The sequence below is a fragment of the Streptomyces sp. NPDC059092 genome (assembly GCF_042756365.1).
Taxonomy (GTDB): Bacteria; Actinomycetota; Actinomycetes; order Streptomycetales; family Streptomycetaceae; genus Streptomyces.
The window spans coordinates 31,967-58,955 of the sequence record NZ_JBHZEJ010000002.1; the positions used below are offsets into that span (position 1 = coordinate 31,967).

Annotated in this window: 20 protein-coding genes, 2 pseudogenes and 1 riboswitch; of the genes and pseudogenes, 15 read left to right on the forward strand and 7 right to left on the reverse strand. The window is 68.8% G+C overall.

Features of this window, described 5'->3' with window-relative positions:
• Nucleotides 1–83: 83 nt before the first annotated feature.
• Nucleotides 84–812: an AAA family ATPase gene (locus ACFXPL_RS01645; RefSeq protein WP_384910734.1), complete on the reverse strand. Its 729-nt coding sequence runs from the start codon at nt 810–812 to the stop codon at nt 84–86.
• Between the two features lie 234 nt (nt 813–1,046).
• Nucleotides 1,047–1,144, forward strand: a riboswitch (glycine riboswitch).
• 146 nt (nt 1,145–1,290) lie between these two features.
• Between ACFXPL_RS01645 and gcvT the strand changes: the two genes are divergently transcribed.
• From gcvT to ACFXPL_RS01685, 8 genes are all read left to right on the forward strand, one after another.
• A complete protein-coding gene (gcvT, locus tag ACFXPL_RS01650) occupies nt 1,291–2,430 on the forward strand; it encodes a glycine cleavage system aminomethyltransferase GcvT (RefSeq protein WP_384910737.1) in 1,140 nt (379 codons plus the stop codon).
• A 121-nt stretch (nt 2,431–2,551) separates the two neighbouring features.
• Nucleotides 2,552–2,929, forward strand: coding sequence for a glycine cleavage system protein GcvH (gene gcvH, locus ACFXPL_RS01655; protein WP_384910740.1), 378 nt, complete (start codon nt 2,552–2,554; stop codon nt 2,927–2,929).
• 52 nt (nt 2,930–2,981) lie between these two features.
• Nucleotides 2,982–4,250, forward strand: a complete 1,269-nt coding sequence (glyA, locus tag ACFXPL_RS01660) for a serine hydroxymethyltransferase (RefSeq protein WP_384910743.1) — start codon at nt 2,982–2,984, stop codon at nt 4,248–4,250.
• A 122-nt stretch (nt 4,251–4,372) separates the two neighbouring features.
• Nucleotides 4,373–5,755: an L-serine ammonia-lyase gene (locus tag ACFXPL_RS01665; protein ID WP_384910747.1), complete on the forward strand. Its 1,383-nt coding sequence runs from the start codon at nt 4,373–4,375 to the stop codon at nt 5,753–5,755.
• 254 nt (nt 5,756–6,009) lie between these two features.
• The gene (locus tag ACFXPL_RS01670) at nt 6,010–6,624 is read left to right on the forward strand and encodes a type IV toxin-antitoxin system AbiEi family antitoxin domain-containing protein (RefSeq protein ID WP_030351863.1); all 615 of its coding nucleotides are present in this window, start codon (nt 6,010–6,012) and stop codon (nt 6,622–6,624) included.
• On the forward strand, nt 6,624–7,523 hold the full coding sequence (locus ACFXPL_RS01675; RefSeq protein ID WP_384910750.1) for a nucleotidyl transferase AbiEii/AbiGii toxin family protein: 900 nt from the start codon (nt 6,624–6,626) through the stop codon (nt 7,521–7,523). The genes ACFXPL_RS01670 and ACFXPL_RS01675 overlap by 1 nt, the downstream gene beginning before the upstream one ends.
• Before the next feature lie 461 nt (nt 7,524–7,984).
• A complete protein-coding gene (locus ACFXPL_RS01680) occupies nt 7,985–11,197 on the forward strand; it encodes a tetratricopeptide repeat protein (protein WP_384910753.1) in 3,213 nt (1,070 codons plus the stop codon).
• 210 nt (nt 11,198–11,407) lie between these two features.
• On the forward strand, nt 11,408–11,824 hold the full coding sequence (locus ACFXPL_RS01685; RefSeq protein ID WP_384910756.1) for a hypothetical protein: 417 nt from the start codon (nt 11,408–11,410) through the stop codon (nt 11,822–11,824).
• 1,248 nt (nt 11,825–13,072) lie between these two features.
• On the opposite strand, the pseudogene ACFXPL_RS01690 reads toward ACFXPL_RS01685, so the two are convergent.
• Nucleotides 13,073–13,180, reverse strand: a pseudogene (locus tag ACFXPL_RS01690) (IS5/IS1182 family transposase); the annotation flags it as partial.
• A 149-nt stretch (nt 13,181–13,329) separates the two neighbouring features.
• Here ACFXPL_RS01690 and ACFXPL_RS01695 point away from each other — a divergent pair.
• The 3 genes and pseudogenes from ACFXPL_RS01695 to ACFXPL_RS01705 form a co-directional block, all read left to right on the forward strand.
• Nucleotides 13,330–13,575 (forward strand): hypothetical protein, encoded by a 246-nt coding sequence (locus tag ACFXPL_RS01695; protein ID WP_384910758.1) that lies wholly within the window; start codon nt 13,330–13,332, stop codon nt 13,573–13,575.
• A 24-nt stretch (nt 13,576–13,599) separates the two neighbouring features.
• Nucleotides 13,600–13,899 carry a ricin-type beta-trefoil lectin domain protein gene (locus ACFXPL_RS01700; RefSeq protein WP_384910760.1) on the forward strand — a complete coding sequence of 100 codons (300 nt, stop codon included), beginning with the start codon at nt 13,600–13,602 and terminating at the stop codon, nt 13,897–13,899.
• A 242-nt stretch (nt 13,900–14,141) separates the two neighbouring features.
• Nucleotides 14,142–14,514 (forward strand): annotated as a pseudogene (locus ACFXPL_RS01705) (transposase family protein); the annotation flags it as partial.
• 161 nt (nt 14,515–14,675) lie between these two features.
• On the opposite strand, the gene uvrA reads toward ACFXPL_RS01705, so the two are convergent.
• The 5 genes from uvrA to ACFXPL_RS01730 form a co-directional block, all read right to left on the reverse strand.
• Complete coding sequence (gene uvrA / locus ACFXPL_RS01710) at nt 14,676–17,522, reverse strand: excinuclease ABC subunit UvrA (protein ID WP_384910762.1); 2,847 nt, start codon at nt 17,520–17,522, stop codon at nt 14,676–14,678.
• A gap of 204 nt (nt 17,523–17,726) precedes the next feature.
• Nucleotides 17,727–18,500: an SDR family oxidoreductase gene (locus ACFXPL_RS01715; RefSeq protein WP_384910765.1), complete on the reverse strand. Its 774-nt coding sequence runs from the start codon at nt 18,498–18,500 to the stop codon at nt 17,727–17,729.
• Nucleotides 18,497–20,212, reverse strand: coding sequence for an MFS transporter (locus ACFXPL_RS01720; protein ID WP_384910766.1), 1,716 nt, complete (start codon nt 20,210–20,212; stop codon nt 18,497–18,499). Before ACFXPL_RS01720 ends, ACFXPL_RS01715 begins: the two co-directional genes overlap by 4 nt.
• Before the next feature lie 194 nt (nt 20,213–20,406).
• On the reverse strand, nt 20,407–21,159 hold the full coding sequence (locus tag ACFXPL_RS01725; protein ID WP_384910769.1) for a dienelactone hydrolase family protein: 753 nt from the start codon (nt 21,157–21,159) through the stop codon (nt 20,407–20,409).
• 130 nt (nt 21,160–21,289) lie between these two features.
• The gene (locus ACFXPL_RS01730) at nt 21,290–22,051 is read right to left on the reverse strand and encodes a PDR/VanB family oxidoreductase (protein ID WP_384910771.1); all 762 of its coding nucleotides are present in this window, start codon (nt 22,049–22,051) and stop codon (nt 21,290–21,292) included.
• A gap of 525 nt (nt 22,052–22,576) precedes the next feature.
• On the opposite strand from ACFXPL_RS01730, the gene ACFXPL_RS01735 reads away from it, so the two are divergent.
• The 4 genes from ACFXPL_RS01735 (at nt 22,577) to ACFXPL_RS01750 (ending at nt 26,897) form a co-directional block, all read left to right on the forward strand.
• Nucleotides 22,577–23,020 carry a hypothetical protein gene (locus tag ACFXPL_RS01735; RefSeq protein WP_384910774.1) on the forward strand — a complete coding sequence of 148 codons (444 nt, stop codon included), beginning with the start codon at nt 22,577–22,579 and terminating at the stop codon, nt 23,018–23,020.
• The gene (locus tag ACFXPL_RS01740) at nt 23,017–24,600 is read left to right on the forward strand and encodes a multicopper oxidase family protein (RefSeq protein ID WP_384910776.1); all 1,584 of its coding nucleotides are present in this window, start codon (nt 23,017–23,019) and stop codon (nt 24,598–24,600) included. Before ACFXPL_RS01735 ends, ACFXPL_RS01740 begins: the two co-directional genes overlap by 4 nt.
• A 91-nt stretch (nt 24,601–24,691) precedes the next feature.
• Entirely contained in the window at nt 24,692–25,243 is a 552-nt protein-coding gene (locus ACFXPL_RS01745; RefSeq protein ID WP_384910779.1) for a TetR/AcrR family transcriptional regulator, read from the forward strand.
• A 115-nt stretch (nt 25,244–25,358) separates the two neighbouring features.
• Nucleotides 25,359–26,897: an MFS transporter gene (locus ACFXPL_RS01750; protein ID WP_384910781.1), complete on the forward strand. Its 1,539-nt coding sequence runs from the start codon at nt 25,359–25,361 to the stop codon at nt 26,895–26,897.
• Nucleotides 26,898–26,989: the final 92 nt, after the last annotated feature.

The following is a 26,989-nucleotide window of genomic DNA, read 5'->3' on the forward strand; positions in this document are numbered from 1 at the left end:
ACGCCGCAGGCCGCGGGGCGTCCCGCGGCCGAGGCGCCCCGCGGGTGGCGGACTTCGTGTCCGGCGCCGTCAGGGCGGGTGCGTCACTCCGTGTTCCGCGCCGGTAAGAAGGCGATCCGCTCCAGCGCGCCCGCCGCGTCCCTGTCCAGCAGCACGGCGCCGGCGCACCCGGCGGGGAGCCGGCCCGCCTCGGCGTCCGTGAGCAGCCGGCCGACCGCGCCGCGGTGGCGTGCGAAGGCGTACCCCGAGACGCCCCGGCCGCGCTCGCGCTGGCCCGCCCTGGCGGTCTCCGGCGCCACGTCCAGCAGGAGCAGATGCAGCCGGCGCCCGCGCGCGCCGGCCTCCCGGGCGAGCCAGCGCCTTACCCACCTCTGCGTACCGCAGTCGTGCACGACCAGGCTCGCGCCGGAGCGCAGCGCGCGCCGGAGCCCCGCGTAGTGCGCCGTCCGTACGAGGGGGCGGTAGACGGCGTACGGCAGCGCGGGCGGCATCAGCCGCGCCCAGCGGTCCCGCGCGTCCTGGGAGTCGATGCCGCCGCCCTCGGCTGCCCGCCGGATCAGCGTGGACTTCCCGCTGCCTGGCAGCCCGGAGACGACGACGAGGTCCCCCGCGTCGAAGTCCAGCCCGTCGGGCCCTCCTCCCGGCCCCAGCCCCCGCAGATCGCGCACGGCCGGCGCGGCGGACGGGCCCACCGGCCCAGCAGGGCCCACCCCGGCGGGGTCCACCACCGGGCCTTCCCCGACCGTTCTCACGCCCTGCTGTGCGGGCACACCCGCGGTCGTGGCACACGCGCCGGACCCCTGCGAGATCATCGCCGTCCCCCTGTCAGCTCAGTCCGTGTCAGCTCAGTCCGTCTGGCCCATGACTCTTGCCCATGGAGTGTAAAGACTTGGTAATGTCCCGCAAGCCTCTCACCCGTACCCGCGACGTGCACGGTCCGCCGCGCGGCGACGCGCGGGACCGACCGCGCGGCTGCGTACCGACCGGCCGCGCCGCTCCGTCGCGGCCCGTGCGATGATGTGCCCGCCAACTGCATACCGGCCGTTTGAATCCGCGCGGGAGAGTCCCGGTCACCGTGTGCGCCGGGCGCCGAAGGAGCAAGAACCTCCCTTGAATCTCTCAGGCCCCGTACCGCGTGGATGAGGCAGATCTGAAAAGCGGGCCGCGTCGTCGCGGCTCCACCCAAGGTGCAAGTCATGCCCTCCATACGCGAGGTCGTGATGAACCTCTCAGGTTCCGATGACAGATGGGGAGGATCGTCCTCGCCGTCATGCCCTGGGAGCCACACCGATGAGCCCTGTCCCCCCGAGCAGCACCCCCCGTCGCACCGCCCTCGACGCCACGCACCGCGCGCTGGGCGCGACCATGACCGACTTCGCGGGCTGGGACATGCCGCTGCGCTACGGCAGTGAGCGCGACGAGCACACCGCGGTCCGTACCCGCGCCGGGCTCTTCGACCTCTCCCACATGGGCGAGATCACCGTCACGGGGCCGGACGCCGGACGCCTGCTCGACCACGCGCTGGTCGGCAACATCGGCGCCGTGGCCGTGGGCCGGGCCCGCTACACGATGATCTGCCGGGAGGACGGCGGGATCCTGGACGACCTGATCGTCTACCGCCTCGGCGAGGACACGTACATGGTCGTCGCCAACGCCTCCAACGCCCTGACCGTCCTGGACGCGCTCACCGCCCGCGCCACGGGGTTCGACGCCGCAGTACGGGACGACCGCGACGCGTACGCGCTGCTCGCCGTCCAGGGCCCCGAGTCCCCCGGCATCCTCAAGTCGCTGACCGACGCCGACCTGGACGGGCTCAAGTACTACGCGGGCCTGCCCGGCACCGTCGCCGGGGTCCCCGCCCTCATCGCGCGGACCGGATACACCGGGGAGGACGGCTTCGAACTCTTCGTCGAGCCCCGGCACGCGGAGGAGCTGTGGAAGGCGCTCACCGAGGCCGGCGCGGGCGTCGGACTGGTGCCCTGCGGGCTCTCCTGCCGTGACACCCTCCGCCTGGAGGCGGGCATGCCGCTGTACGGGAACGAGCTGTCCACCGCGCTCACCCCGTTCGACGCGGGCCTCGGCCGGGTCGTGAAGTTCGACAAGACGTCGAACGACGGCGACTTCGTCGGGCGCGCGGCGCTGGAGGCGGCTGCCGAGCGCGCCGCGTCCGCCCCGCCGCGCAAGCTGGTCGGCCTGATCGCCGAGGGCCGCCGCGTCCCGCGCTCCGGATACCCGGTGGTCGCCGGGGGCGCCGTCGTGGGCGGCGTCACGTCCGGCGCACCGTCGCCGACGCTGGGCCGGCCGATCGCCATGGCGTACGTGGACGCCGCGCACGCCGCGCCCGGTACGGCGGGGGTCGGGGTGGACATCCGCGGCTCCCAGGAGCCGTACGAGGTCGTGGCGCTGCCGTTCTACAAGCGCCAGAAGTGATACGGACGTCGTCCGGCACCCCGGCGGCCCGGCCGCCCGTCCCCTCCGTTCGTTCCGTGCCGTCTCGGTCCGCAAGACAGCGGTTCCGCACCACTCCCCCGCGTACAGGAGAATTCAGGTCATGAGCAACCCCCAGCAGCTTCGCTACAGCAAGGAGCACGAGTGGCTGACGGCCACCGAGAACGGTGTGTCGACGGTCGGTATCACGGAGTACGCGGCCAACGCCCTCGGCGATGTCGTGTACGCCCAGCTTCCCGAGGTCGGTGAGACGGTGACCGCGGGCGAGACCTGCGGAGAGCTGGAGTCCACCAAGTCCGTCAGCGATCTGTACGCCCCGGTGACCGGCGAGGTCATCGAGGCCAACCAGGACGTCGTCGACGACCCCTCACTGGTGAACTCCGCGCCCTTCGAGGGCGGCTGGCTGTTCAAGGTACGCGTCGCCGAGGAGCCGAAGGAGCTGCTCACCGCGGACGAATACGCAGAGTTCTCCGGCAACTGACGTGACGCAGCTCACCCGGCCGACCCCGCACCAAGAGACCACAGGGACCGTGATGTCTTCGAAGTCGCTTCTGAACGCCTCACTCCACGAGGTGGACCCCGACGTCGCCGCCGCCGTCGACGCCGAACTCCACCGCCAGCAGTCCACCCTCGAAATGATCGCCTCGGAGAACTTCGCCCCGGTCGCGGTCATGGAGGCCCAGGGCTCGGTACTCACCAACAAGTACGCCGAGGGCTACCCCGGCCGCCGCTACTACGGCGGCTGTGAGCACGTCGACGTGGTCGAGCAGATCGCCATCGACCGGGTGAAGGCGCTGTTCGGCGCCGAGCACGCGAACGTACAGCCGCACTCGGGCGCCCAGGCGAACGCCGCCGCGATGTTCGCGCTGCTCTCCCCCGGCGACACGATCATGGGTCTGAACCTCGCGCACGGCGGGCACCTCACCCACGGCATGAAGATCAACTTCTCCGGCAAGCTCTACGACGTGGTCGCGTACCACGTCGACGGCGAGACCGGCCAGATCGACATGGCCGAGGTCGAGCGGCTCGCCAAGGAGTCCCGCCCGAAGCTGATCGTGGCCGGCTGGTCCGCGTACCCCCGCCAGCTCGACTTCGCCGCCTTCCGCCGGATCGCGGACGAGGTCGGCGCGTACCTGATGGTCGACATGGCGCACTTCGCCGGTCTGGTCGCGGCGGGGCTGCACCCCAACCCCGTGCCGCACGCCCACGTCGTCACCACCACCACGCACAAGACCCTCGGCGGCCCGCGCGGCGGCGTGATCCTCTCCACCAAGGAACTGGCGAAGAAGATCAACTCCGCGGTCTTCCCCGGCCAGCAGGGCGGCCCGCTGGAGCACGTCATCGCGGGCAAGGCGGTCTCCTTCAAGGTGGCGGCCACGGACGAGTTCAAGGAGCGCCAGCAGCGCACCCTGGACGGCGCCCGGATCCTCGCCGAGCGCCTGGTCCAGCCGGACGTGACCGAGGTGGGCGTCTCCGTCCTGTCCGGTGGTACGGACGTCCACCTGGTCCTGGTCGACCTGCGCGACTCGGAGCTGGACGGCCAGCAGGCCGAGGACCGGCTCCACGAGGTCGGCATCACCGTCAACCGCAACGCCGTCCCGAACGACCCGCGCCCCCCGATGGTCACCTCGGGCCTGCGGATCGGCACCCCCGCGCTCGCCACCCGCGGCTTCACCGCGGAGGACTTCACCGAGGTCGCGGAGATCATCGCGGCGGCGCTGAAGCCGGAGTTCGACCGTGAGGCACTGGCGGGCCGGGTCACCGCGCTCGCCGAGAAGCACCCGCTGTACCCGGGCCTGTAATCCCGACCCGAGTACGCCGGGGCACCGCGCACACCGGACCACCACCCCCGGTCCGTACGGCGCGGTGCCCCGTTCCACGTACGGCCTCTTCGCCGTACGACACCTTGTAAGGAGTCACCCCCGTGGCCATCTCGGTCTTCGACCTTTTCTCGGTCGGCATCGGCCCCTCCAGTTCCCACACGGTCGGCCCGATGCGCGCGGCGGGCCTGTTCGCGCGCCGCCTCAAGAACGAGGGCCTGCTCGCCCACACCGCGTCCGTACGGTGCGAGCTGTACGGCTCGCTCGGCGCGACCGGGCACGGCCACGGCACCCCGAAGGCCGTCCTCCTCGGCCTGGAGGGCAGCTCCCCGCGCACCGTCGACGTGGAGAACGCCGACGCCCAGGTGGCCCGCATCCGCGACGCTGGCCGGCTCAGCCTGCTCGGCGTGCACGAGATCGCCTTCGACGCCGACACGGACCTCGTCCTGCACCGCCGCAAGGCCCTTCCGTACCACGCCAACGGCATGACGGTGTTCGCGTACGACGCCGAGGGCGCGCCGCTGCTGGAGAAGACGTACTACTCGGTGGGCGGCGGCTTCGTCGTGGACGACGATGCCGTGGGCGAGGACCGCATCAAACTGGACGACACCGTACTGAAACACCCCTTCCGCACCGGCGACGAACTGCTGCGGCTCTCCGCCGACACGGGCCTGTCCATCTCCGCGCTGATGCTGGAGAACGAGAAGGCGTGGCGCACCGAGGACGAGATCCGGGCCGGGCTGCTGGAGATCTGGCAGGTCATGCAGGCCTGTGTCTCCCGGGGCATGTCCCGGGAGGGCATCCTCCCCGGCGGCCTCAAGGTCCGCCGCCGCGCCGCCCACTCGGCCCGCCAACTGCGCGCCGAGGGCGACCAGCAGGCCCACGCGATGGAGTGGATCACGCTGTACGCGATGGCCGTGAACGAGGAGAACGCGGCGGGCGGCCGGGTCGTCACCGCCCCGACGAACGGCGCCGCGGGCATCATCCCGGCCGTCCTCCACTACTACATGAACTTCGCGGCAGGCGGCGCGACGCCGGCGGAGAAGGACGACAACGTGGTCCGCTTCCTCCTCGCGGCCGGCGCGATCGGCATGCTCTTCAAGGAGAACGCCTCCATCTCCGGCGCCGAGGTCGGCTGCCAGGGCGAGGTCGGCTCGGCCTGCTCCATGGCGGCGGGCGCCCTGGCCGAGGTCCTGGGCGGCAGCGCGGAACAGGTCGAGAACGCGGCCGAGATCGGCATGGAACACAACCTGGGCCTGACCTGCGACCCGGTCGGCGGCCTGGTCCAGATCCCCTGCATCGAACGCAACGGCATGGCGGCGGTGAAGGCGGTCACGGCGGCGAAGATGGCGCTGCGCGGGGACGGCAGCCACAAGGTCTCGCTGGACAAGGTCATCAAGACGATGAAGGAGACCGGCGCGGACATGTCGGTCAAGTACAAGGAGACGGCCCGGGGCGGGCTCGCGGTGAACATCATCGAGTGTTAGGCAGATTGGCCCTGACCAGTGCGTTTGTATCTTTCAGCGCTGTCAGGGCCTTCCCTGCTTACGCGGCGGAAAGTCCCTGAAAACGCCCTGGGACAGGCGTGAAAGTCCCTGAAAAGTCCCTGGAATATCCCCCTGGAAGGGGCTTTTTGACCTGCGGGTTCGCGGCATGTGATCAACGCCGGATGTGCCGCTCACCCACCAGCTGATGTATCAAATCGTTCCCCCACTCCCACCCAAGGGGTATCATTCGATACATGAACGCTGCGGAAAACCCGCGCTTGGAGCAGCGGCTGGCCGGCCTCTCCCCCACATTCACGACGGCGCAGGCGCGACAGGCCCTGCTCTCCCCTCGCGATCTGGCGCACTTGGTCACGGAGGGGGAGATAGACGAACTGTCCCGTGGGGTGTACCGGCGGGCAGACGCCCCGGAAACGGCGCACGCGGATTTGCTGGCCGTGTGCGCACGGGCCCATCGCGCCGTCGTGTGCGGTGAATCCGCCCTTGCCCTGCATGAACTGATCGACGACATCCCCGCAGCAGTACACATCGCAGTGCCGCGCGGCTCACGCCGCCCGACGATTTCCTACCCGCCGACCGTGGTGGCGCAGTACGCCGCAAAGACCTTCGACCTCGGTATCGAACGGTTCGAAGCAGCCCCGGGAGAAACCATCCCCATGTACAACGCAGCTCGCAGCGTCGTCGACGCAATGCGCCACCGCAGCCGCCTCGGCGAAACCCTCGCCCTGTCCGCGCTCGGCCGCTACCTGCGTCGAAGCGGGCGCGGCGGGGTTGGCGAACTCCAGCACATCGCACGCGAGTTGGACGCCCTCTCCGTCGTCCGCCCCGCCGTAGAGGCGGTGCTCGCCTGATGGCCAACCCCACTCGCGACACCACCGCCGGCCGCGTCTACAACGACCTGCGCAACCTGGCGCGCCGCAACAGCCGGTCCACGGACGAGGTCATGGTCGAGTACATCCTCGAACGGTTCCTCTACCGCCTGGCCTCATCGCCCCTGGGCCGGGAGCACTTCGTCCTCAAAGGTGGCCTGCTGCTCGCTCAGTTCGGCGCACGTCGAATGACCCGGGACGTCGACATCCTCGGTCGATCTTTCCCAGGCACGGAAACAGAGATCATCCACAGAATCGCGGCCATCGCCGCCACCGAGAGCGACGACGGCGTCGTATTCGATCCCACGACACTCAAGACCGTCCCCATTCGTGAGGAGGACGAGTACCACGGTCTACGCCTGTCCATGGCCGCCTCCATCGCCCGAGCACGACTCAAGCTCCAACTGGATATCAGCTTCGGCGACCCCGTCACCCCCGGCCCCCGGATCATCGACTATCCGCAGCAACTCACGACGGACAGCTTCCAGCTCCTCGGCTACCCACTCGCCACCGTCATCGCCGAAAAACTCTCCACCGCTATCTCACTCGGCGACCTCAACACCCGCGACCGCGACTACGGCGACCTCTACCGCCTGCTCACCCTCAACGACCTGGACGGCCAAGAACTCACCACAGCGCTGACCGCCACCGCCACACACCGCGGCATCACTCTGAAACCCCTCAGCACCACCATCACCGACCTCGGCGAGCGCCGCCAGACCTCCTACACCGCCTGGCGCCGCCGGCAAGGCACCGCCGCAACGAGCTACCCCGGACGCTTCACGGACGTCGTCCGGCAGGTCACCGCCTTCGCAGACACACTCCTCAACGGCGAGGCTGTCACCCTCACTTGGAGTGCGGCGACCCTCACGTGGTCATGAACCAGGCCTGGCCGACCGACCAGGCCTTCGGGGCAACCCCGGAACCTACGCATGACGAATTGTCCGATCTTGATCCACCGGCTTCCATAGGCATCCACCACAAGAACGACACACCTGGTCAGTGCTGGTGTCGGACGACCATGGACCAAGTTGGACCACCCCAGATTTCCCACCACCTGAGACCACAACTGAAACTGAGGAGTCTTGAGACCACTGGCTCCTGGGGGCGCGTGGCCGACCTCAACATCAACGATCGTGTCAGCAACGAAGCCCCGATTCCATGGAACTCTCGCCGCCTATCAGCCGATACTGACCCAACATGGGAAACGCGTGCGCGCTGTGCTGGGGAGCGAGACACCCAGTCGGCCTGCAGAGGGGACTGAGATGAGGGCACGCAGTAGGCCGTCGGGCAAAGAAAGGTCGACGGTCACCGTTCGCCACGGGAGTCGGCGGGTCCAGCGGTGACGGAATCCACTTTCCAGGCAATAGGGGCCGGATCCGTCGCCGCCCATCACATCGGGACAGCGGTCACCGGCCCGGTCAACGTTCTGACGGCCGAGTTGCTGAGCTCAGCGCGCGATGTTCAGGCACCTGCCGGGCTCACCAACCTGCCGCCGCTCCCGCTGTGTTTCGGCCGCACGAACGAGCTGGACTGGCTGCGCGGCACGCTCGGGCAGCCGGCCGCCGGGACTGCCGTCGTCCAAGGCCTCGGCGGAGTCGGCAAAAGCACCCTCGCCCTTGCGTACGCCCACAGACACCGTCGCGACTACACCGTGATGTGGTGGATTGCCGCTGCATCACCCGACCACATCGAGCAATCGCTGGCCGACCTCGCTCTGCGGTTGATCCCTGTGTGGGCCGGCAGCGCGACTACCGAAGAGCGCGCCGCCTGGGCGATGTTGTGGCTGCAGTGGCATCCGGGGTGGCTGCTGGTCTTCGACAACGTTGAGGATCCGCCCGATCTGCAGCCCTACGTCAGCGCGCCTAACGGTCACGTCGTCGCCACGAGCCGACGGTCAGCTAGCTGGCCGACCTCCATCGCAACGCTGGCCCTCGACGTACTCGACCTGGCTGCAGCGAGTGATCTCCTCTGTAGGCAGGTACTCGGCGCGACTTCGCCGACCCATCGTCAGATACAGGAGACCCGGGCCCTCTCAGCCGATCTGGGGCAGCTTCCCCTCGCCCTGATGCAGGCCTGCGCCTACCTCGCGCAGAACCCGACGATCAGCATTGAACGTTACCGCCGACGGCTGATAGGCGCGTTGGACAAGGCTCCCGAAGGTGTAGACCCAGAGCGCACGGTCGCCCGGATCTGGCGCCAGACGATTAGCACCCTCACGGAGCGCAACCCCCTGGCGGTCCGCGTCCTGTCCACACTGGCGTGGCTAGCCCCCGATGACATCCCAGTTGGACTGCTGACCCCTATTGCCGACGACAGCGACGACCTTCACGAAGCCCTAGGGGTGCTTGCTGTCTACTGCATGGTCTCCCTCACTCCGGACTCGGTGAGCATCCACCGTCTCGTCCAGACCACACTCCGGAACCAGTCGCCTATCGGTGACAGCGCGCTAACCGGCAGGTTGGAGGCCGAACGGCTGCTGAGCGCTGCGGTCGCCCCCCTGGGAGAACCACCCGACTCTGGCCGGTCCCCCACCTGGGATCGGCTGCTTCCGCACCTCGTCGCGCTCGCGGCCACCACTCCTGACGGACACGCTGACACCTTTCCCGCCGGCCGGTACGCGAGCGCTGCACTATACCTCCAGGGCCTCGGCCATGACGGCCGCGCCGTTCCGCTACTGGCGGCGGCCCTCGCCCGCTGCGAAGCGCTCGCTGGCGCCGAGCACGAAATCACCATGAAGGTCCGTTCGAACCTGGGCGACGCCTACTACGGAGCCGGGGACTTCGAACGGTCCATCGCCATCCTCGAACCGTTGGTCGCCCAGTGCGCGCAGGTACTCGGCGACTCGCATCTAGGGACACTCACCGTCGCCGCCAACCTTGCCAACTCGTACCGTGAATCTGGCGATCTGGCCCGTGCCATCACACTCCACGAGGAGACGTTGGCCCGGCGTAGGCACGCACTTGGCAACGATCACCCCGACACTCTCGTCAGCTGCGAGGAACTGGCCCGCACCTACCATGCGTCCGGCGACTTGGGTCGTGCTATCTCTCTGTATGAGGCCACACTCACGCATCACCAGCGATCCCTAGGACCAACTCACCCTGCCACGCTGAGCAGCCAGCACGGTCTAGCGGCGGTCTACCTCGCTTCAGGCGACCTGTCCCGCGCCATTCCGATGTACTCCGCCATCTTCACACAGTGGCAGCAGGCGTTCGGCGACAGCGAATCCGAAACCATCACCAGCCGGAACAACCTTGCCTACGCCTATCTGATCGCCGGACGCCCTGACCAGGCAGCGCAGCACCTCAAGACGGCCCTGGCCCGATGCGAGGAGGTGTACGGCGAGGCGTACCCAGAGACCATTGCCATCCGTGCGAATCTCGGCTGCGCCTACCGAGACGCCGGAGACTTCACCCGTTCGCTTCCATTGCTGGAGACCGCGGCCGCGCAGAGCGCCCACCTCCTCGGCGAGGGCCATCCTCAGACCTTGACCACTAGGAACGGGCTAGCGCAGGCATACCGGGCCGCCGGCCACGATGGACAGGCGATCGCCCAGTACGACACCATCCTCAAGCACCGTGCCGCGCTGCTCGGCGAGACCCACCCCCATACCCTCGCCACCCGAAGCGGCCTCGCGAATGCACACCTCGCGGCGGGCGACCCTGATCGCGCCGTCCCGCTATTCGAAACCGTCGTCACCCAGTGCGAGCAGGTCTTCGGCGAGTCCCACCCGGACACCCTGTCCAACTACATCGGCCTGGCCGACGCACTACGCCAGACGGACAATCGGGGACAGGCCGTCCCTCTCTCTGAGTCAACGCTGGAGCGGTGCGTCCGTTCGCTCGGCGAGGACCACCCGCACACCGTGGTATGTCGGAGCAACCTGGCCCTCGCGCATCTCGCAGTTGGCGACGCTCCGCGCGCCGTCCAGCTCCTCGAAGCCGCCGTGTGCAACGCCAGCCTCATCTTCGGCGACACACACCCGCACACGGTCACCAGCCGGATAAACCTGGCCGCCGCTCACATGGAGTCCGACAACGCGGCACAGGCAGTCACCGTCCTGGAGGACGTCCGCGCCCAGTTGGAGGCCGAACTCGGCCGCGCACACCCGCAAACACTTCACTCCACCGCCATGCTGGCCCGTGCGCTTGGCGGGTCCGGCGGCCTCCCCCCGGCGACCGAACTGCTGGAACACAGCGTTGCGCTCGCCGAGAAGGAACTCGGCATCACCCACCCGGACACAGTCAAGCAACGGCAGTACCTGGCTGAGATCTACCGGGCCAACGACCAACCCGACTTGGCTGTGCCGCTGTACGAAGCCAACCTCGCCCATTGGCAGCAGACCCTCGGCGACCATCCCAATGTCCTGAACGCCCAACTCACCCTGGCGGACACCCACCAGGAAGCCGGCGCACACCAAAAAGCGATCGCCGTCTATCGCGTTGCCCTCGACCGGATCGAGCCCACCCTGGGCCCGGAGAACCCGCTCGTCACTCAGATCCGCGCAAGGATCGACGCAGCCGAGCACACCACTTCGCGGTCTGACCGTTAGTACTCCGTTGAAGTTCTCCGCTTCCCTGGTCAGCGGCCTGGCAGTCAGGAGCGTAGCCAGGCCGCGCCAGGGCAGGAAGGTGTTCGCTAAGCTCGTGTGGAGTGAGGCCGGTCGACGATCTGTGAATGCAGAATTGCCGTGTGCGCGCTGGCTGGGCGGCTTAGTCTGATGCCCTGGTCTCAGTCAATGACAGGAATTCAGGGGTGGGTTGTGGAAGCGGAGATCGTGCAGTTTTTGGAGCAGGCAGGGCCGTATCTAAGCGCAGCCCTGGGTGCCTATGGTGCGGGGGTACTGGCCCGGGCTGAGGACGCTGCGGTGGAAGCCACGGCAAACGCAGGGCGCAGTATTTTGCACGCGGTCTGGCGGCGCCGGAGCCCGGCCGGACGCCAGGAGCTGGAGGCGGCGGTGCGTGAGGCGGCCGAGGAGCCGGAGGGCACCGATGCTGCAGCCGCGCTGCGTCAGCAGATCAAGCGGACTCTAAGGGAGAATCCACAATTGCTTGCCGAACTGGCCGCCCAACTTCCCGCAGTCGGCGCAGTGACGATCACCGCGTCCGGTGAACGGTCTATCGCCGCACAGACGATCGGCACTGCCGTCACCGGAGACAACACCACGATCCGCCCGTGACACCGCCTCGACTATAAAGTTCTTGCCACCAGTCTTCGAACTGTGCGCGATAACGTCGACCCTGGTCTGATCCACCCCGCACACCAGGAAATGTCGGTCGCTGAACCGACCGACGCCAGCCGGAACCTGATGCGCCTCCCAACTTCCCTCAGACTCCTCACACCCTCGCAGCGCGCTCTTTCATTTCCGCCTCGCGTAACAGCTCGTGGATCGGCTGACCTCCCTGTTGTCCGAGTACCGAACCTTGGCTCTTTGATCCGGCTGCTGCACAGCCACAACTCGTCAACGACGGCCGTGACCTGCGGCCGTCTCTTCGATCAAAGTCTTGACCTGCTGCTGAACTGTCGGCGGTGTCGACGTCGATCATCGTTGAGCGCCCTTCCACTACCCGGGAGGGCGCTCGTGCATGAGCACCGCATAACGAGAGCGGGCTCGCCGAAGCCATCGCGTGCCGCCCGATCGTCAACTACCCAATCCCGCAAGCTTTTCACGCAACACGCGATACGTTGTATTCAGCTCTCGACAAAAAGTCCCCACAAAGTCCCTGACGTGATTCAAGACAAGCCTGGGCACGCCAAAACTGCAGGTCAGTCCCATGATCAACAGCCGTCCACATGTCGGTCAAGTACAAGGAGACCGCGCGCGGCGGGCTCGCGGTGAACATCATCGAGTGCTGAGGAAAATCCGCTTTGATCAGGGGTTTCTCATCTTTCAGCTCTGTCACGGTCTGTCTCGTCCACCTGGCGGACCGTCCCTGAAGAGTTCCTCTGACAGAGCTGAAAGTCCCTGAAAAGCCCCAGGCACAACACCCGTCCCGGAGTCGCGCGGACGGCCATCACCCGGCCCGGCACCGACGGACAAGGCACCGTTGGTGCCGGGCCGGGTGATGTTGCTCGGACCTACGCGTCACAAGACCGTGAGCGATCATGTCGCCCCGTGCCGCGCGGTACCGACCCATGACGTTTCCGCTGATCAGAGCAGGTGCGCCGGGTCAGGTCATACTGCGGCGTGCCGCACCGTCCAAAGGCGTCTGTCCACTGGAACGGCGCCCACCCGACGCGTCAGCGCTTGGGCGTACGTTGCACCACCGCGGATGCGGTCAAGCGGATCGGCAGGGACTTTGCCAAGTTCGTCGCGTTCGATCGTGCCGTCGTCATCAGCGAGTAGCCCGTGGTCATGGCAAGAGGGCCTTGCACGCTGTGGCGCGCGCAAGGCCCCCCCGGCAGCCGGTGGTTCGCGCGGGTCTGATCAATGAGGTCTCCCGGTGGTGCAGCGGAGCTTCCGCAGGAGCCGCCAGGACTTGAGGATCGCCATGGCGCGTTCACCGAGGCTGCGGATCTTCGCGTGGTCCCGGTTGTGGCATCGGCGCCGGCCGCGCAGGTGCTTGCCCGAAGCAGGCGGACGCAGTGAACCAGACCGCTGGACCCCTCTTGGAAGGCGACGCCAGACTGGCGTCTTCGCCTCATCGAAGGCGACGCACATCCGTTCCGGAAGGCTTGGCTCAGATGACCATCTCACGTGCACGATCAGGCAACGCGTCCTCGCGGCGAGGCAGGCGGTCCAGGCTGGCGCTGGCGGCGGTGTCGGTCGGCGCGCTCGCGCTCACCATGGGCGGCGCCGGAACCGCGAGCGCGGACCAGGCGGGGCAGCCCCATTCCATCTACGTGTTTCCCACGGGCGATAACGGTCCCATAGCATGTCTGGACATCCTGGGCGGCTCCGCCGCGGACGGCACCCCGGTCCAGGTCTAAGGCAAGTGTCACTTCGATTCGCCGGTGACCGCCTCCCAGACGTGGACCGAAGTCACGGCCGGCAGCACCATCCGGTCCGCTGTCTCCGGCAAGTGCCTGGACGTCGTGGGCGGCGGGAAAGCCACCGGTACCAAGGTCGACATGTACACCTGCAACGGCACTGGCGCCCAGGTCTGGATACGCCAGTCCAACGATTCCTTGTACAACCCCCAGTCCGGCAAGTGCCTCGACGTCCCGAACGCCGCTTCCTCAGGGGTCCAGGTACAGATCTGGAACTGCACCGGCTCCTCCAACCAGGTTTGGCTGCAACGTTTTGGTCGCTGACCTGGGCTGATATGCAGAACACGCCGTGCGCGGTATCCGTGAGGGGCGGCCTGACCGCCGAACGTCGGGAATTCCGGGCGCTGTTGTGGCTGGAGGCGGCCGAGCGGTTCGGGCGGGTTGAATCCGATGCAGACAAACACGAACGAACACGGTGAGCCCTTTCCAACCTGGCCGCGTGGGCAGGTAGTTGGCGGCGGTGGCCGGACGTGAAGAAGCTCTTGGTGGACGGGTTCACAACCAAGATCGCCTGTCTCACCAGGAGCTTCCGCGTCCTTGGCCACCGGTCCGGCGTCGATGTGTCCACCTCAGCCCTGCGCCGCCTGACCACTCGGCTGCGGACCAGCCGCCGTGAACGCGGGACCCGGTGGCACCGGCTGCCCGTCGGCCGGCAGGCGCTCCTGGTCCTCGCCCACTTGCGCTCGGGACACACTTACCCCCGGCTCGCCGCCGGTTCCGGGATCGGCACCACCACCGCGTACCGGTACATCGCCGAGGCCGTCGAGCTCCTGGCCGCCCTCCCAACGACCCTCGCCGACGCGATGAAGACCGCCTCCACGAAGGCGCATCTGATGCTGGACGGCACGCTGCGGCCCCATCGACCGCACCGCCGCCGACACTCATGCCAGCGTGCGACCGGAGGCGGGCGATGAGTTTCAGGTGGTCCCGTACTTGATCCACCGTGCAGCCGGAAGCGTCAAGAGACTCGTGAGCCGGTCAAGGGACTCGTGAGCCCGTCCCTCCCTCCTCCGGGCCGTCGTCCTCACGTACACGACGAGTCACCTCTTCTCCAGGAGCGGGCGCAGGAAGCGCCCGGTGTGGGACCGCGGGTGGGCCGCGACTTCTTCCGGGGTGCCCTGGGCAATGACGGCGCCGCCGCCACGGCCGCCTTCAGGGCCCATGTCGATGAGCCAGTCCGCCGTCTTGATCACGTCGAGGTTGTGCTCGATGACTACGACGGTGTTCCCCGCGTCGACGAGCTGGTGGAGCACGGAGAGCAGTTGGCGGATGTCGTCGGCGTGCAGGCCGGTGGTCGGCTCGTCGAGGACGTAGAGGGTGCGGCCTTTGGTACGCCGTTGCAGTTCGGTGGCGAGTTTGACGCGCTGGGCCTCGCCCCCGGACAGTGTGGTGGCGGGCTGGCCGAGTTTCACGTACCCCAGCCCCACACCGTGCAGGGCTCTGAGGTGACGCGAGATGATCGAGTGCCCGTCGAAGAAGTCCAGGCTCTCCTCGATGGTCATGGCCAGCACATCGGCGATGGACTTGCCTTTGTAGCGCACGTCGAGGGTCTCGCGGTTGTACTGCGCTCCGTGGCAGACCTCGCACGGGACATGGACGTCTGGGAGGAAGTTCATTTCGACCTTGACGGTGCCGTCGCCCAGGCACGGCTCGCAGCGGCCGCCCTGGAGGTTGAAGGAGAAGCGGCCCGGCTGGTAGCCGCGCACTCTGGCTTCCGGTGTCTGCGCGAGCAACTTGCGCAGGTGGTCGAAGACTCCCGTGTACGTGGCCGGATTGGATCGGGGGCTGCGGCCGATCGGCGACTGGTCGACCTGCACCACCTTGTCGATTTCCTCGACGCCCGTGAGGGTGCGGTGTCGGCCGGGCACCTTGTGTGCCCGGTAGAAGTGCCTGGCCAACGCCGTGTGGAGGACGTCGTTGACAAGCGTGGACTTACCCGAGCCGGAGACGCCGGTGACAGCGACGAACTGTCCCAGCGGGAAAGACACCGTCACGTTCCTGAGGTTGTGCTCGATGGCGTCGTGCACCGTCAGTTCACGACCGCCCGCCCTCGGCCGGCGCCGCTCCGGCAGCGGAATCTCCCGGCGGCCGGACAGATACGCCCCGGTGAGGGACGTGGGGTGTTCCAGGAGTTCCCGCGGCGTCCCCGAGTACACCACCTGACCACCGTGCTCACCGGCCCCCGGCCCGATGTCCACCACCCAGTCGGCTGCTTTCATCATGTCCTCGTCGTGTTCCACGACGATCACCGTGTTGCCCCGGTCGCGCAGCCGCAGCAGGGTCTCGATCAGCCGCTGGTTGTCCCGCTGGTGCAGCCCGATGCTCGGTTCGTCCAGAACGTAGAGGACCCCGGCCAGCCCAGCTCCGATCTGGGTGGCCAGACGGATCCGCTGTGCCTCTCCACCGGACAGGCTCGCCGCGGGTCGTCCCAGCGACAGGTAGTGCAGGCCCACGTCGAGGAGGAACCGCAGCCGCTCACCGATCTCCGCGAGGACGGCTTCGGCGACCCGATGCCGCCATCCGACGAGTTCCAGCCCGGCCGCGAAAGCCGCCAGTTCATCGATCGGAAGGGCGGTCAGCTCGGCAATGTTACGGCCGCCCACGGTGACGGCGAGGACGCTGGGCCGGAGCCTCGCCCCGCCGCAGGCCGAGCAGGGTAGCTCGCGCATGTACCCGGCGAAACGGCTCTGGGCGGCATCGGCGGCGGCCTCGGCATGGCGCCGCTCGATGTGCGGGAGGACACCCTCGAACCGGGCGAGGTGGGAACGCTCGCGCCCGAACCGGTTCCGGTACGTGAGGTGAAGCTCCCGCGAGGTCCCGTGCAGCACCATCTTCCTCACCGCGGAGGGGAGGCTGCGCCACGGAGTGCTGGTGCTGAAGCCGGCTTCTGTCGCCAGCGCTTCGAGCAGCCGGGCGAAGTATTCGGCACCGCTGGTGTTGATCCAGGGAGCGATGGCTCCCTCCGCGAGAGACTTCTCCCGGTCCGGTACGACGAGTTCGGGATCGGTCTCCGTGCGCGAGCCGAGACCCTCGCACTCCGGGCACGCGCCCCAGGGGGCGTTGAAGGAGAAAAGGCGAGGCTCGATCACCTCAAGATCGAGGTCGTGGGCCAGCGGGCACGCCATCTTCTCCGAGAACGTCAACTCCTTTTGGGTATCGGCGGCATCGGAATCCACGAAGTCGACGCAGACGACACCGCCCGCGAGGCCGAGCGCGGTCTCGACGGAGTCGGTCAGGCGCCGCCGGGCGCCCGGCTTGACCGCCAACCGGTCCACGACGACGTCGATGGAATGCTTTTCCCGCTTGTCCAACGCGGGTGGCGCAGTCAGTGGAAGGACCGTGCCGTCCACACGCACCCGGCTGAAGCCGTCGGTCACCAATTGTCTGAAGACTTCGGCATGCTCGCCCTTGCGGCCACGGACGACCGGGGCCAGCACCTGGATGCGTGTGCCCTCATCCGACATCAGAAGCCGGTCCACGATCTTCTGAGGGGTCTGGCGGCTGACCGGCTCTCCGCACACCGGGCAGTGGGGAAGGCCGATACGGGCGTACAGCAGGCGCAGGTAGTCATAGACCTCGGTGACAGTGCCCACCGTGGAACGCGGGTTGCGGCCGGTGGTCCTCTGGTCGATCGCGATGGCGGGCGACAGTCCCTCGATGGCGTCGACATCCGGTTTGTCCAGCTGCCCCAGGAACTGACGCGCATAGACCGAGAGTGACTCGACATACCGCCGCTGTCCCTCGGCGAAAATGGTGTCGAAAGCCAGACTCGACTTGCCCGAACCGGACACCCCGGTGAAAACGACGAGCGCGTCACGGGGAATATCCACGGAGACGTCACGAAGATTATGCTGACGGGCGCCTTTGATGACGATAGATTTTTTCACTCGGCCGAGCTGCCCTTCCTGAAATACTTGCGCTCTTCACAGAGGATCGGATACGCCGGCGATCAGGAGATTCCGGGACGGGGCGGCACTCTCCAGGAAAATGTCGCCCCCGCCTGCCACGCGTCGCGGCGAGGACGCGTCCCGGCATCTCCGGTACCGGCACGGCGCCTGTGCCGGTACCACGTCATACGGCCGTGGCTCCCCTCACCAGGGGAGGTCCTGGCCCGTTCCGGTGGCGTCGGAACAGGTGAAGGTGCCCGTCGGGCCGCCGTCGGGGAGCGTGGCCATCCGTACGGGCATGACGGCGCCCTGTTCCCGCGTGAGGATGCCGGAGTGGTCGTTGGCATCGGTCGGCACCCAGTTCGGGGAGACCGCGTTGACGAGGATGCCCTCCTCGCGCAGCTCGTTGGCGTACATGACGGTGAGGGCGTTCACCGCGGTCTTGGAGAGGCTGTAGCCGAGGATGACGGGGAAGCCGCCGTCCGGGAAGGCGCCGGTCGGATCGTGGTTCTCGGCGGCGGCGGTGAGCGAGCCGAGCACGCTGCTGATGTTGACGATGCGGGCGGCTTCGGAGCGGCGCAGCAGCGGCAGCATCGTATTGGTGACCGTGAGGTATCCGATCACGTTGGTCTCGAAGCCCTGCCGTACCTCGTCGGCCGTGGTCAGGCTGGGAACCCGCCAGGGCGTGCTGATCCCGGCGTTGTTGACGAGGATGTCGAGCCGGCCGCTCTCCTCCTCGATCCGCTTGGCGGCGAGGGCGACGCCGGCGTCGTCGGTGACGTCGAGCCGGAGGAAGCGGACATCGCGGCCGTCGGCGCGCAGCTCGCGCTCGGCCGTACGGCCGCGCTCCTCGTCGCGGGCGCCGAGGTAGACGGTCGTACCGAGGTCGGCGAGCTGCTCGACGACGGCGCGTCCGACGCCCTTGTTGGCGCCGGTGACGAGGGCGACGCGCGGGTCCGAGCCGGTGGGGGAGGTCATGAGGAGCCTTTCCTGAGAGGTGTTGTGGTGTGAGGCGTTGTGGTGAGGGGCGTTGTGGTGAGGGGGTCGGGTGGTTGGTCGGGGGTGAAGGGTGAGGGACGCTGTCCGGCTCGGCGCATGGCGGCGCCGGCCAGTGTGCCCAGGAGAAGGACGGCGATCAGGGGGACGAGGGTCTCCCTCGTGGCCTGGGTCAGGCCGTTGTGGACGGCCTGCTCGGCGAGTTGCCGCCCCTGACGGGCCAGGTGTGCGGGCAGCGCCGAGGGCGTCTCCGTGTCGGGAGGGCCTAGCGCCCCACTGCTCGTGGCCCGCAAGTACTCCAGGAAGTCACGGCGGTAGCGGGCCGGCAGCCGCGCCGCCGCCATGTCCGCTTCGTGGGCCGTCGCCGTCGCGATACGCGCCTGGAGCAGTACGCCGATGGCCGCGCTGCCGAGTACGGCGCCCAGTTGGCGGGCGGTGAAGAAGACGCCCGAGGCGGCGCCCTGGAGGTCGGCGGGGACGGTGCCCATCGCGACGTTGTTCACCGGGACGAGGACGCACCCCATGCCGAACCCGCACACCAGCAGCCCGGGGGTGAGCTGCCAGGGCGGGAGGTCCGCCCTGGCTTGGGCGGCGATGACGGCCAGGCCCAGTGCCATGCCCAGCAGTCCGGTCATCACCAGGTACTTTCCACTGACGCGGTCGGACAGCCGGCCGATGAACGGACCCATCAGGCCGGACACCAGGGCCATCGGCACGGTGACGATCCCCGCGTCGGTCGGGGAGAGGCCGAGTGCGGACTGCAGGTAGATGACCAGGGGCAGGAACATCCCGGTCAGGGTGAAGCCGAGGACGGCGGTGGTCAGGGCGCCCATGGAGAAGTTGCGGTCGGCGAAGACACGCAGGGGTACGAGTGGTTCGCGCCGGTTGACGCGTTGCCAGACCACGAAGGCGACGAGGAGCGCCACGCCGACCGCGATGACGTGGAACACCCCTACCGGGCCCACGAGTTGGCCCCAGTCGTACGCCCGGCCGTTCTGGATGCCGAACACGATCAGGAGCAGTCCGGAGCCGGAGAGCAGGATGCCGGGCAGGTCGAAGCGGTGTGCGCGCCGTGGGCGCCGGTCGGGGATGACCAGCAGGCTCAGGGCCAGTGTCGCGGTGCCGACCAGGACATTGACGTAGAAGATCCACTGCCAGCCGAGTCCGTCCACCAACACCCCGCCCAGCAGCGGGCCGGTGACGGTGGCCAGGCCTGAGGCTCCGCCCAGGACGCCCATCGCCCGGCCCCGGTCGCCGCCCGGGAACAGGTGGGTGATGAGGGCCAAGGTCTGCGGGGTCAGCAGCGCCGCGCCCAGGCCCTGCGCCGCGCGCGCGGCGATCAGCGTCTCCACGCCCGTGGACAGTCCGGCGCACAGGGAGGCGGCGGTGAACACGGCCAGCCCCGCGACGAACACCCGCTTCGGGCCGTAGCGGTCACCGAGCCGGCTGGTGAACAGCATGGGTACCGCGTAGGTGAGCAGGTAGACGCTGGTGACCCACACCACCGCGTTGAGACCGGTGTTGAGGTCGCGCACCATGGTCGGCACCGCCACCGACACGATCGACGTGTCCACCACGATCATGAACAGCCCCAGCGACAGGGCCGCCAGCGCCGCCCATGGGTTGGCGGCGCGTGATCCGGGCCCGCCGGCTGTCGTGTCCCTTGCTTCGCGTGTGCGGCTTGTGTCGCTCATGGTTGCTGTTCAGCCAGTCCTTCGGGTTGTTTCCGGGCGCGAGGTGTCACGACGTGGGGCCCGGGAGGCGGGTGGGGCCCGGGAGGCGGGCCCTCGCGCCCGCCCCCTGGATCCCCCGGTCAGCCCGTCGGCGCAAGGTTCTGTGGTGCCTTCGGGGTGCCGAGGACCGTGGGGGTACGGACGGATGCCGTACGTCACCCGGCGGTCGCCGACTGTTTGAGGTGGGTGTCGAGGAAGGTCTCGATGCGCCGCCACGCGTCGGCGGCGGCTTCCGGGTCGGGGCCCATGCCGGTCACCCGGAACAGCGGGCGCAGCAGGCGCGGGCCGACCTCCGCGTCGTTCAGGAAGGCGTGCCCGGCGCCCGGGTACTCCTTCACGTCGTGCACGACGCCGGCCCGGTCGAGCGCCGCGTCCAGCCGGTCCGCGGCGCCCTTGAGCATCCGGTCCCGTCCGCCGTAGCTGGCGACGACCGGGCAGGCCCCGGACAGCGCGTGGTCCAGGTCCTTGGGGAGCATCCCGTAGTTGGCGGAGGCCGCGTCGAAGCCGCCGCCCGCCGCGGACATGAGGGCGAAGGCACCGCCCATGCAGAAGCCGATGATGCCCACGGCTCCGGTGCACTCGGCGCTCCCGGTGAGAAAGGCCCTGGCCGCCGCGATGTCCTGGTACGCCCGCCCGTGGCCGGCCAGCGACGCCCGCATGGTGGGGATCAGGCAGCGCCGGACCCCGCCCTGCGTGAACAGGTCCGGCATCAGGGCCAGATAGCCGGCGCGGGCCAGCCGTTCCGCCTGCCGCACCATGACGTCGTCGACGCCGAGCGCCTCGTGCACCACGACGACACCGGGCCAGGGGCCGGATCCTTCGGGCCGGGCCAGGTGGCCGGTCAGCCGCCCGGACCCGCCTACCGGGGCGCTGAGACGACTCAGATCGACACGTTCAGTCATAGCCATGGTGACTCCATCGGTTCCTGGGCACGGGGGGGCTTGGGTATGTGGGGCCGCTTGGGTACATGGGGTGCGTTTCATCCGGTCGCCGGGGGGGCCGGTCCCGGACCGCCGAAGCGAAGGGGGGACGCGGCCGTCACAGATCGAGGACCAGCCGGGGGCCGAGGGAGGGGGAGACGCAGATCATCATCGTCTCGCCGGACTCCCGCTCTTCCGCGCTGAGCACGGAGTCCCGGTGGTCCGGTTCGCCTTCCAGCACCTCGGTCTCGCAGGTGCCGCAGATGCCCTCTCCACAGGAGTACGGGACATCTGCCCCGGCCTCCCGCGCGGCCTTCAACACACTCTTCCCCGGAGGCACCTGAAGGGTGTGCCCGGTCTGGGACAGGACCACCTCGAACGTGTCGGCGTCCGCCGACGCCTCCTGCTCCGGCTGCTCCTTGGCCCGGAAGCGTTCCACCCGTAGCGCCCCGGCCGGCCACGCGCGGCACCGCTCCTCGGCGGCGGCGATCATCGGCAGCACCGGCGTGATGCCGATGCCGCCCGCCACGAACAGGTAGCGGCCGGCGGGCCGGAGCGCGCAGTTGTTGCGCGGCCCACGCACCCGCACCGGCGCCCCGGCGTGCAGCGCGCCGTGCACATACGCCGAGCCACCGCGGCCCTCCGGGACGCGCAGCACACCGATCCGCCACGACAACCGGTCACCGGGGTCACCGCACAGCGAGTAGTGGCGGACCAAGCCGCCGTCGAGCAACAGGTCGATATGGGCGCCGGGCTGCCAGGACGGGAGCGACTCGCCACCAGGGTGGCGAAGGACGAGAGAGACCACGTCGTCGGCGGATTCGACCCGTTCCGCGACAACGAGCGAATACTCGCCGACGTGAGTGGAGGGATTGCGCACAGTGATTTCCGCTTTCACAGGACACAAAGCGACACCCATGTCACCTGTCACCACAAGGGCCGGCGCATGAGCTGACGCTGGGACAGTCAGGTCATGGAGCGCGCGACGGAAGGCATGGCGACGGACGGCGTTTCCCGAGACGAACCCTACCGGCCCTACACCCCGCGCGTTGCCAAATCGTTATATGCCTTACGGTGAGTCACACAGTTCCGGCCACCGGGCACCGGCACGTTCCAGGGCTGACGGAACAGCAGCGCCCCACGCCTCCCCCGCACTCCCTCCCCCGTGCCGGCGCCGCGACGGAAGCGTAACTACACCTTCTGGATGGTACAGTTTGGCCATCCTGAGGCCATCGCCGCAGATCTCCGCGCGATCCGTGCGGACCGCGAGAGGCCCTGCCGGTGAAGGCCGGGGGACAAGCCGTACCCGGCCGGAATCTGCCGCCGGGGCCCTGTTCGCGAGTGGAGGACGTGCCGCCTCCCGTCGGGAAACCCCTGCGCGAACCGAACGACCGGAAGGATGTTCATGCTGGCCGAGGAAACTCCCGCAGTCCCGTGGACAACATGGGCGCTGCGGGTGACCGCGACTCTTTTCCTGCTGATGACTTTGGCCCAGGGCCTGTTGGCCGGTCTCTTCGTGACCGGTGATGTCGATCTGCTCCCCGTCCACAGCGCCGTCGGCGGGATCCTCTCCGTGGTCGCGCTCGTCCAACTCGTCTTCGCCGTAATGGAGTTCAGGGCGCATCGGCGGGCGGGGCGGCCGGCCACCTGGCAGTTGTCGACGCTGTCCACGCTCGTCCTGGTGATGACGGCCGGCCAGATCGGCCTGGGAATGGCCCGCGTGGTGGCGCCGCACGTGTTCATCGGCGTCACGACGGCGGCGCTCGCCATGCTGGTCCTGCTCGTCGTCCTCACCGACGCCCGGCCGGCCCCGGCCGACGCGCCCGCGCTCGCGGGGGAGGCCCGATGAGCGGCTTGCGCGGGCTGAGCCGCCGGGCATTTCTGAGTGTGACGGGCGGCACCGTGGTGGCCGCGGCGGTCGGCGGTGGCGTCGCCGTGCGCTCCACGGGCCGGGAGACCACGGCCGAACTGCTCACCAGCCGGGCGAGGCTCCCCCAACCGTTCCGGACGTCACTGCCCGTACCGGAGGTGGCCCGGCCGGTGAGCGGTGCGGGCGGAGTGGACCGGTACGAGATCGTGCAGCGCGTCGCCGATCGGGAAATCCTGCCTGGGACGCGTACCCAGGTGTGGGGCTACGACGGGCAGTTCCCTGGGCCGACGATCGTCGGCCGCTCGGGCCGCGAGGCCCGGGTGACCGTGGTCAACGAGCTTCCCGTACCTACTTCCACACACCTGCACGGCGGGGTCACCCCGCCCGGCTCCGACGGCTACCCGACCGACATCGTCACCCCCGAGGGCTGGCGGCATCAGCACGCCGGCGCCGGAAAGGACCACGGAGGGATGCACATGCCGACGGATGCCTGGCGCACCTCGGTCCGGGCCAAGGAGTACGTCTATCCGCTGGACCAGCATGCGGCGACCCTCTGGTACCACGACCACCGCATGGACTTCAGCGCCCCGCAGGTATGGCGCGGTCTGGCCGGGTTCTTCCTCGTGCGCGACGACGTGGAACAGGCCCTGCCGCTGCCTGGGGGAGAGCGGGACATCCCCCTGATGATCTGCGACCGCGCGTTCGAGGAGGACGGCTCCTTCCGGTATCCCTCACTGGATCCTTCCCTCAAGGGCAAGCCCGGCGTCGAGGAGCCCTACATGGAGGGAGTGATGGGCGATGTCACGCTCGTCAACGGCGCCCCCTGGCCGGAGCTGGAGGTTGACGCCGCTCGCTACCGCTTCCGGATACTGAACGCCTCCAACGCCCGCCGCTACCGTCTGAAGCTGGAGCCTGGCGGGCCGCTGGTACAGGTCGCGAGCGATGTCGGGCTGCTGGCCCGCCCCGAGGAACTCGACACCGTCACCCTGGCTCCGGCCGAACGCGCCGAGGTCGTCGTCGACTTCTCGCGCTGGCGGCCCGGCACCGCCGTGACCCTGGTCAACACCCTGGCCGGCGGCGGCATCGGCGACGTCATGCGTTTCCGTGTGACCCGCAAAGTACGCGACGCGTCCCGCATACCCGATCGGCTCGCGGACATCGAATCCCTGAGCGAGGCACGCGTGGCGGCCACCCGCCGGTTCGACTTCCGGATGACCGCGCCGAGCGGCAGCGGCCACGCCTGGACGATCAACGGGCACCCCTTCTCCACCAACCGGTACCTGGCCACGCCACGCCTGGACACCGTCGAGCGCTGGCGCTTCACCAGCGACTTCCACCACCCGGTCCACCTGCATCTCGCGCACTTCCAGGTGGAGGCACGGAACGGCCGCCCTCCCGCAGCTCACGAACACGGCTGGAAGGACACCGTCGACGTACGTCCGTACGAGACCGTGGACGTACTGGCCCGGTTCACCGGCTATCGCGGCCGGTACATGTTCCACTGTCACAACCTGGAGCACGAGGACATGGCGATGATGGCGAACTTCCGCGTCGTATGAGCCCGCCGGCCGGGCAAGGAACACCGGTAACCGAACGAGAGCGTAAAGCCACAGCCCAGTAACTATACCTTCCGGATGGTACAGTTCAGATATGCGACCGAGTTCGAGGAATCTGATCCTGGATGCCGCGATCCGTGTAACGGAGCGCGAAGGCATCACCGGCCTGACGCTGGAGTCGGCGGCCGAGGAGGCCGGCGTCACCAAGGGCGGGCTGATGTATCACTTCCGCACGCGGGAGGAGCTTCTGCTCGCGATCCAGCGCCACTTGACCGGCGCGTGGGAGGAGCGGCTCGCGGCCGAACTCGGCAAGCCGCTCGAAGAGGCGTCGGCGCGCGAGACCACCGCCGCCTACGCACGGGTGGGTACCGAGGCGGGGGCGAGCAAGGCCGATCTCGCCTTCATGGTCGAGTCGGTGACCCACCCGGAGCTGGCCCAGGTGTGGAACGACCTGATGAATCGCTGGGCCCCGCCGACACGATCGGCCGACCCGCACGACATCGACCTGCTCCTGGCCCGGCTGGCGGCCGACGGGCTGTGGCTGTACGAGGCCACCAGCGGCGTCCCCGTGTCCGAGCCGGTCCGGGAAGCCCTACGGCAGAGGCTGGTGGCCCTGACCGAGGCGGAGCACACCGACGCCACCTGACCTCGGCGGCCGTGCCCGTCCGGCACTCCACCGTGCCCTCCGGCCGTGTTCGCCGGGGGGGCGCTCGACCGTCATGGCCAAGTTGATCAACGCGATACGAAAGACGGGCGAAAACATGAGCGGCACGAAACGCTGGTGGCTGCTGGTGACCGTGGCGGTGGGTCTGCTGCTGATCTCGGTCGACATGACCGTGCTCTACACCGCGCTGCCGACGCTGACGGAGGAACTGCACGCGGACGCTTCACAGAAGTTGTGGATCATCAACGCGTACCCGCTGGTCATGGCCGGGCTGCTGCTGGGCGCGGGCACACTCGGCGACCGCGTCGGGCACAAGCGCATGTTCCTGGCCGGTCTGGTTCTGTTCGGTATCGCCTCGTCGGTGGCGGCGTTCGCGCCCTCGGCCGGCGTGCTGATCGCGGCCCGGGCTTTCCTGGCGGTGGGCGCGTCCGCGATGATGCCGGCCACTCTGTCGCTGATCCGCACCACTTTCGAGGAGGAGCGCGAGCGGAACATCGCGATCGGTGTGTGGGGCACGATGTCGGTGGTCGGCACCGCGCTCGGCCCGATCCTGGGCGGCCTGCTCATCGAGCACTTCTGGTGGGGCTCGGTCTTCCTGATCAACGTGCCCGTGGTGGTCCTCGCCCTGATCGCCGGCGCCGTACTCGCGCCCAGCGCGTCGGGCCGCTCGGACAAGCCCTGGGACTTCATCGCGTCCGTACAGATCATGGTCGGCCTCGTCGGCCTCGTCTACGCGGTCAAGGAAGCCACGAAGCCCGGCCCGGACCCGCTGCACATCGTGATCGCGCTCCTGGCCGCGGCCGTCGGGTTCACCCTGTTCGTACGCCGCCAGCGCCACCAGACGCATCCGCTGCTCGACTTCGTGCTGCTGCGCGACCCCCGGATCCTGTCCGGCATGGTGGCCGCCGCACTGGCGATGTTCGCGACCGCCGGGATCCAACTGGTGCTCACGCAGCGGTTGCAGCTTGTCCTCGATCTCACCCCGCTGCACGCGGGGCTGCTGGTCGCGGCGTTCGCGGCCGGCTGTCTGCCCTCCGGAGTCGTCGCCGGCGGACTCGTGTACCGCACCGGCCCCCGTCCCCTGATCGTCGGCGGCCTGCTGACCGGCGCGGCCGGAGTCCTGCTCACTCTGATCCTGACCCCGGGCGTGGTGTCGGTGGTCGCCGTCCACCCCGACCACCCCGTGTGGATCGTGCCCGGTCTCATGGTCGCCGGAGCCGGGATGGGCCTCGCCATGACCGCCGCGTCGGCCGCGATCATGGGTAACGCGCCGGCCCATCGGGCCGGGATGGCCGCCTCGGTGGAGGAGGTCTCGTACGAACTCGGCAGTCTGTCCGGTGTCGCGATCCTCGGCAGTGTCCTCGGCTCCCTCTACACCAGTACGGTCCACCTGCCCTCCGGCGTTCCGGACACGGCGAAGGACAGTCTGGACGCTGCCCGCTCCACCGCCGGAGACCTGCCCGCCGACCGGGCGGACTCACTGCTGGACGCGGCCCACAACGCGTTCGACCACGGCTACATGCTCACACTGCTGATCACCGCCGCGGCCCTGATCGCGGGCAGCGTGTTCACCGCGCGCCGCCTCGCCCTGCCCGCCCGGACGCGGGTGGTTCCGGAGAGGGAGCCCGCCGCGTGACCATCTGTCCGCTCCTGCTGGCGGCCGTCGCCCTGACGGCCGCCGTGGCGGCCCCCGCACGCCGACCCGGGCCGCTTGGCCCGAGAAGGAAC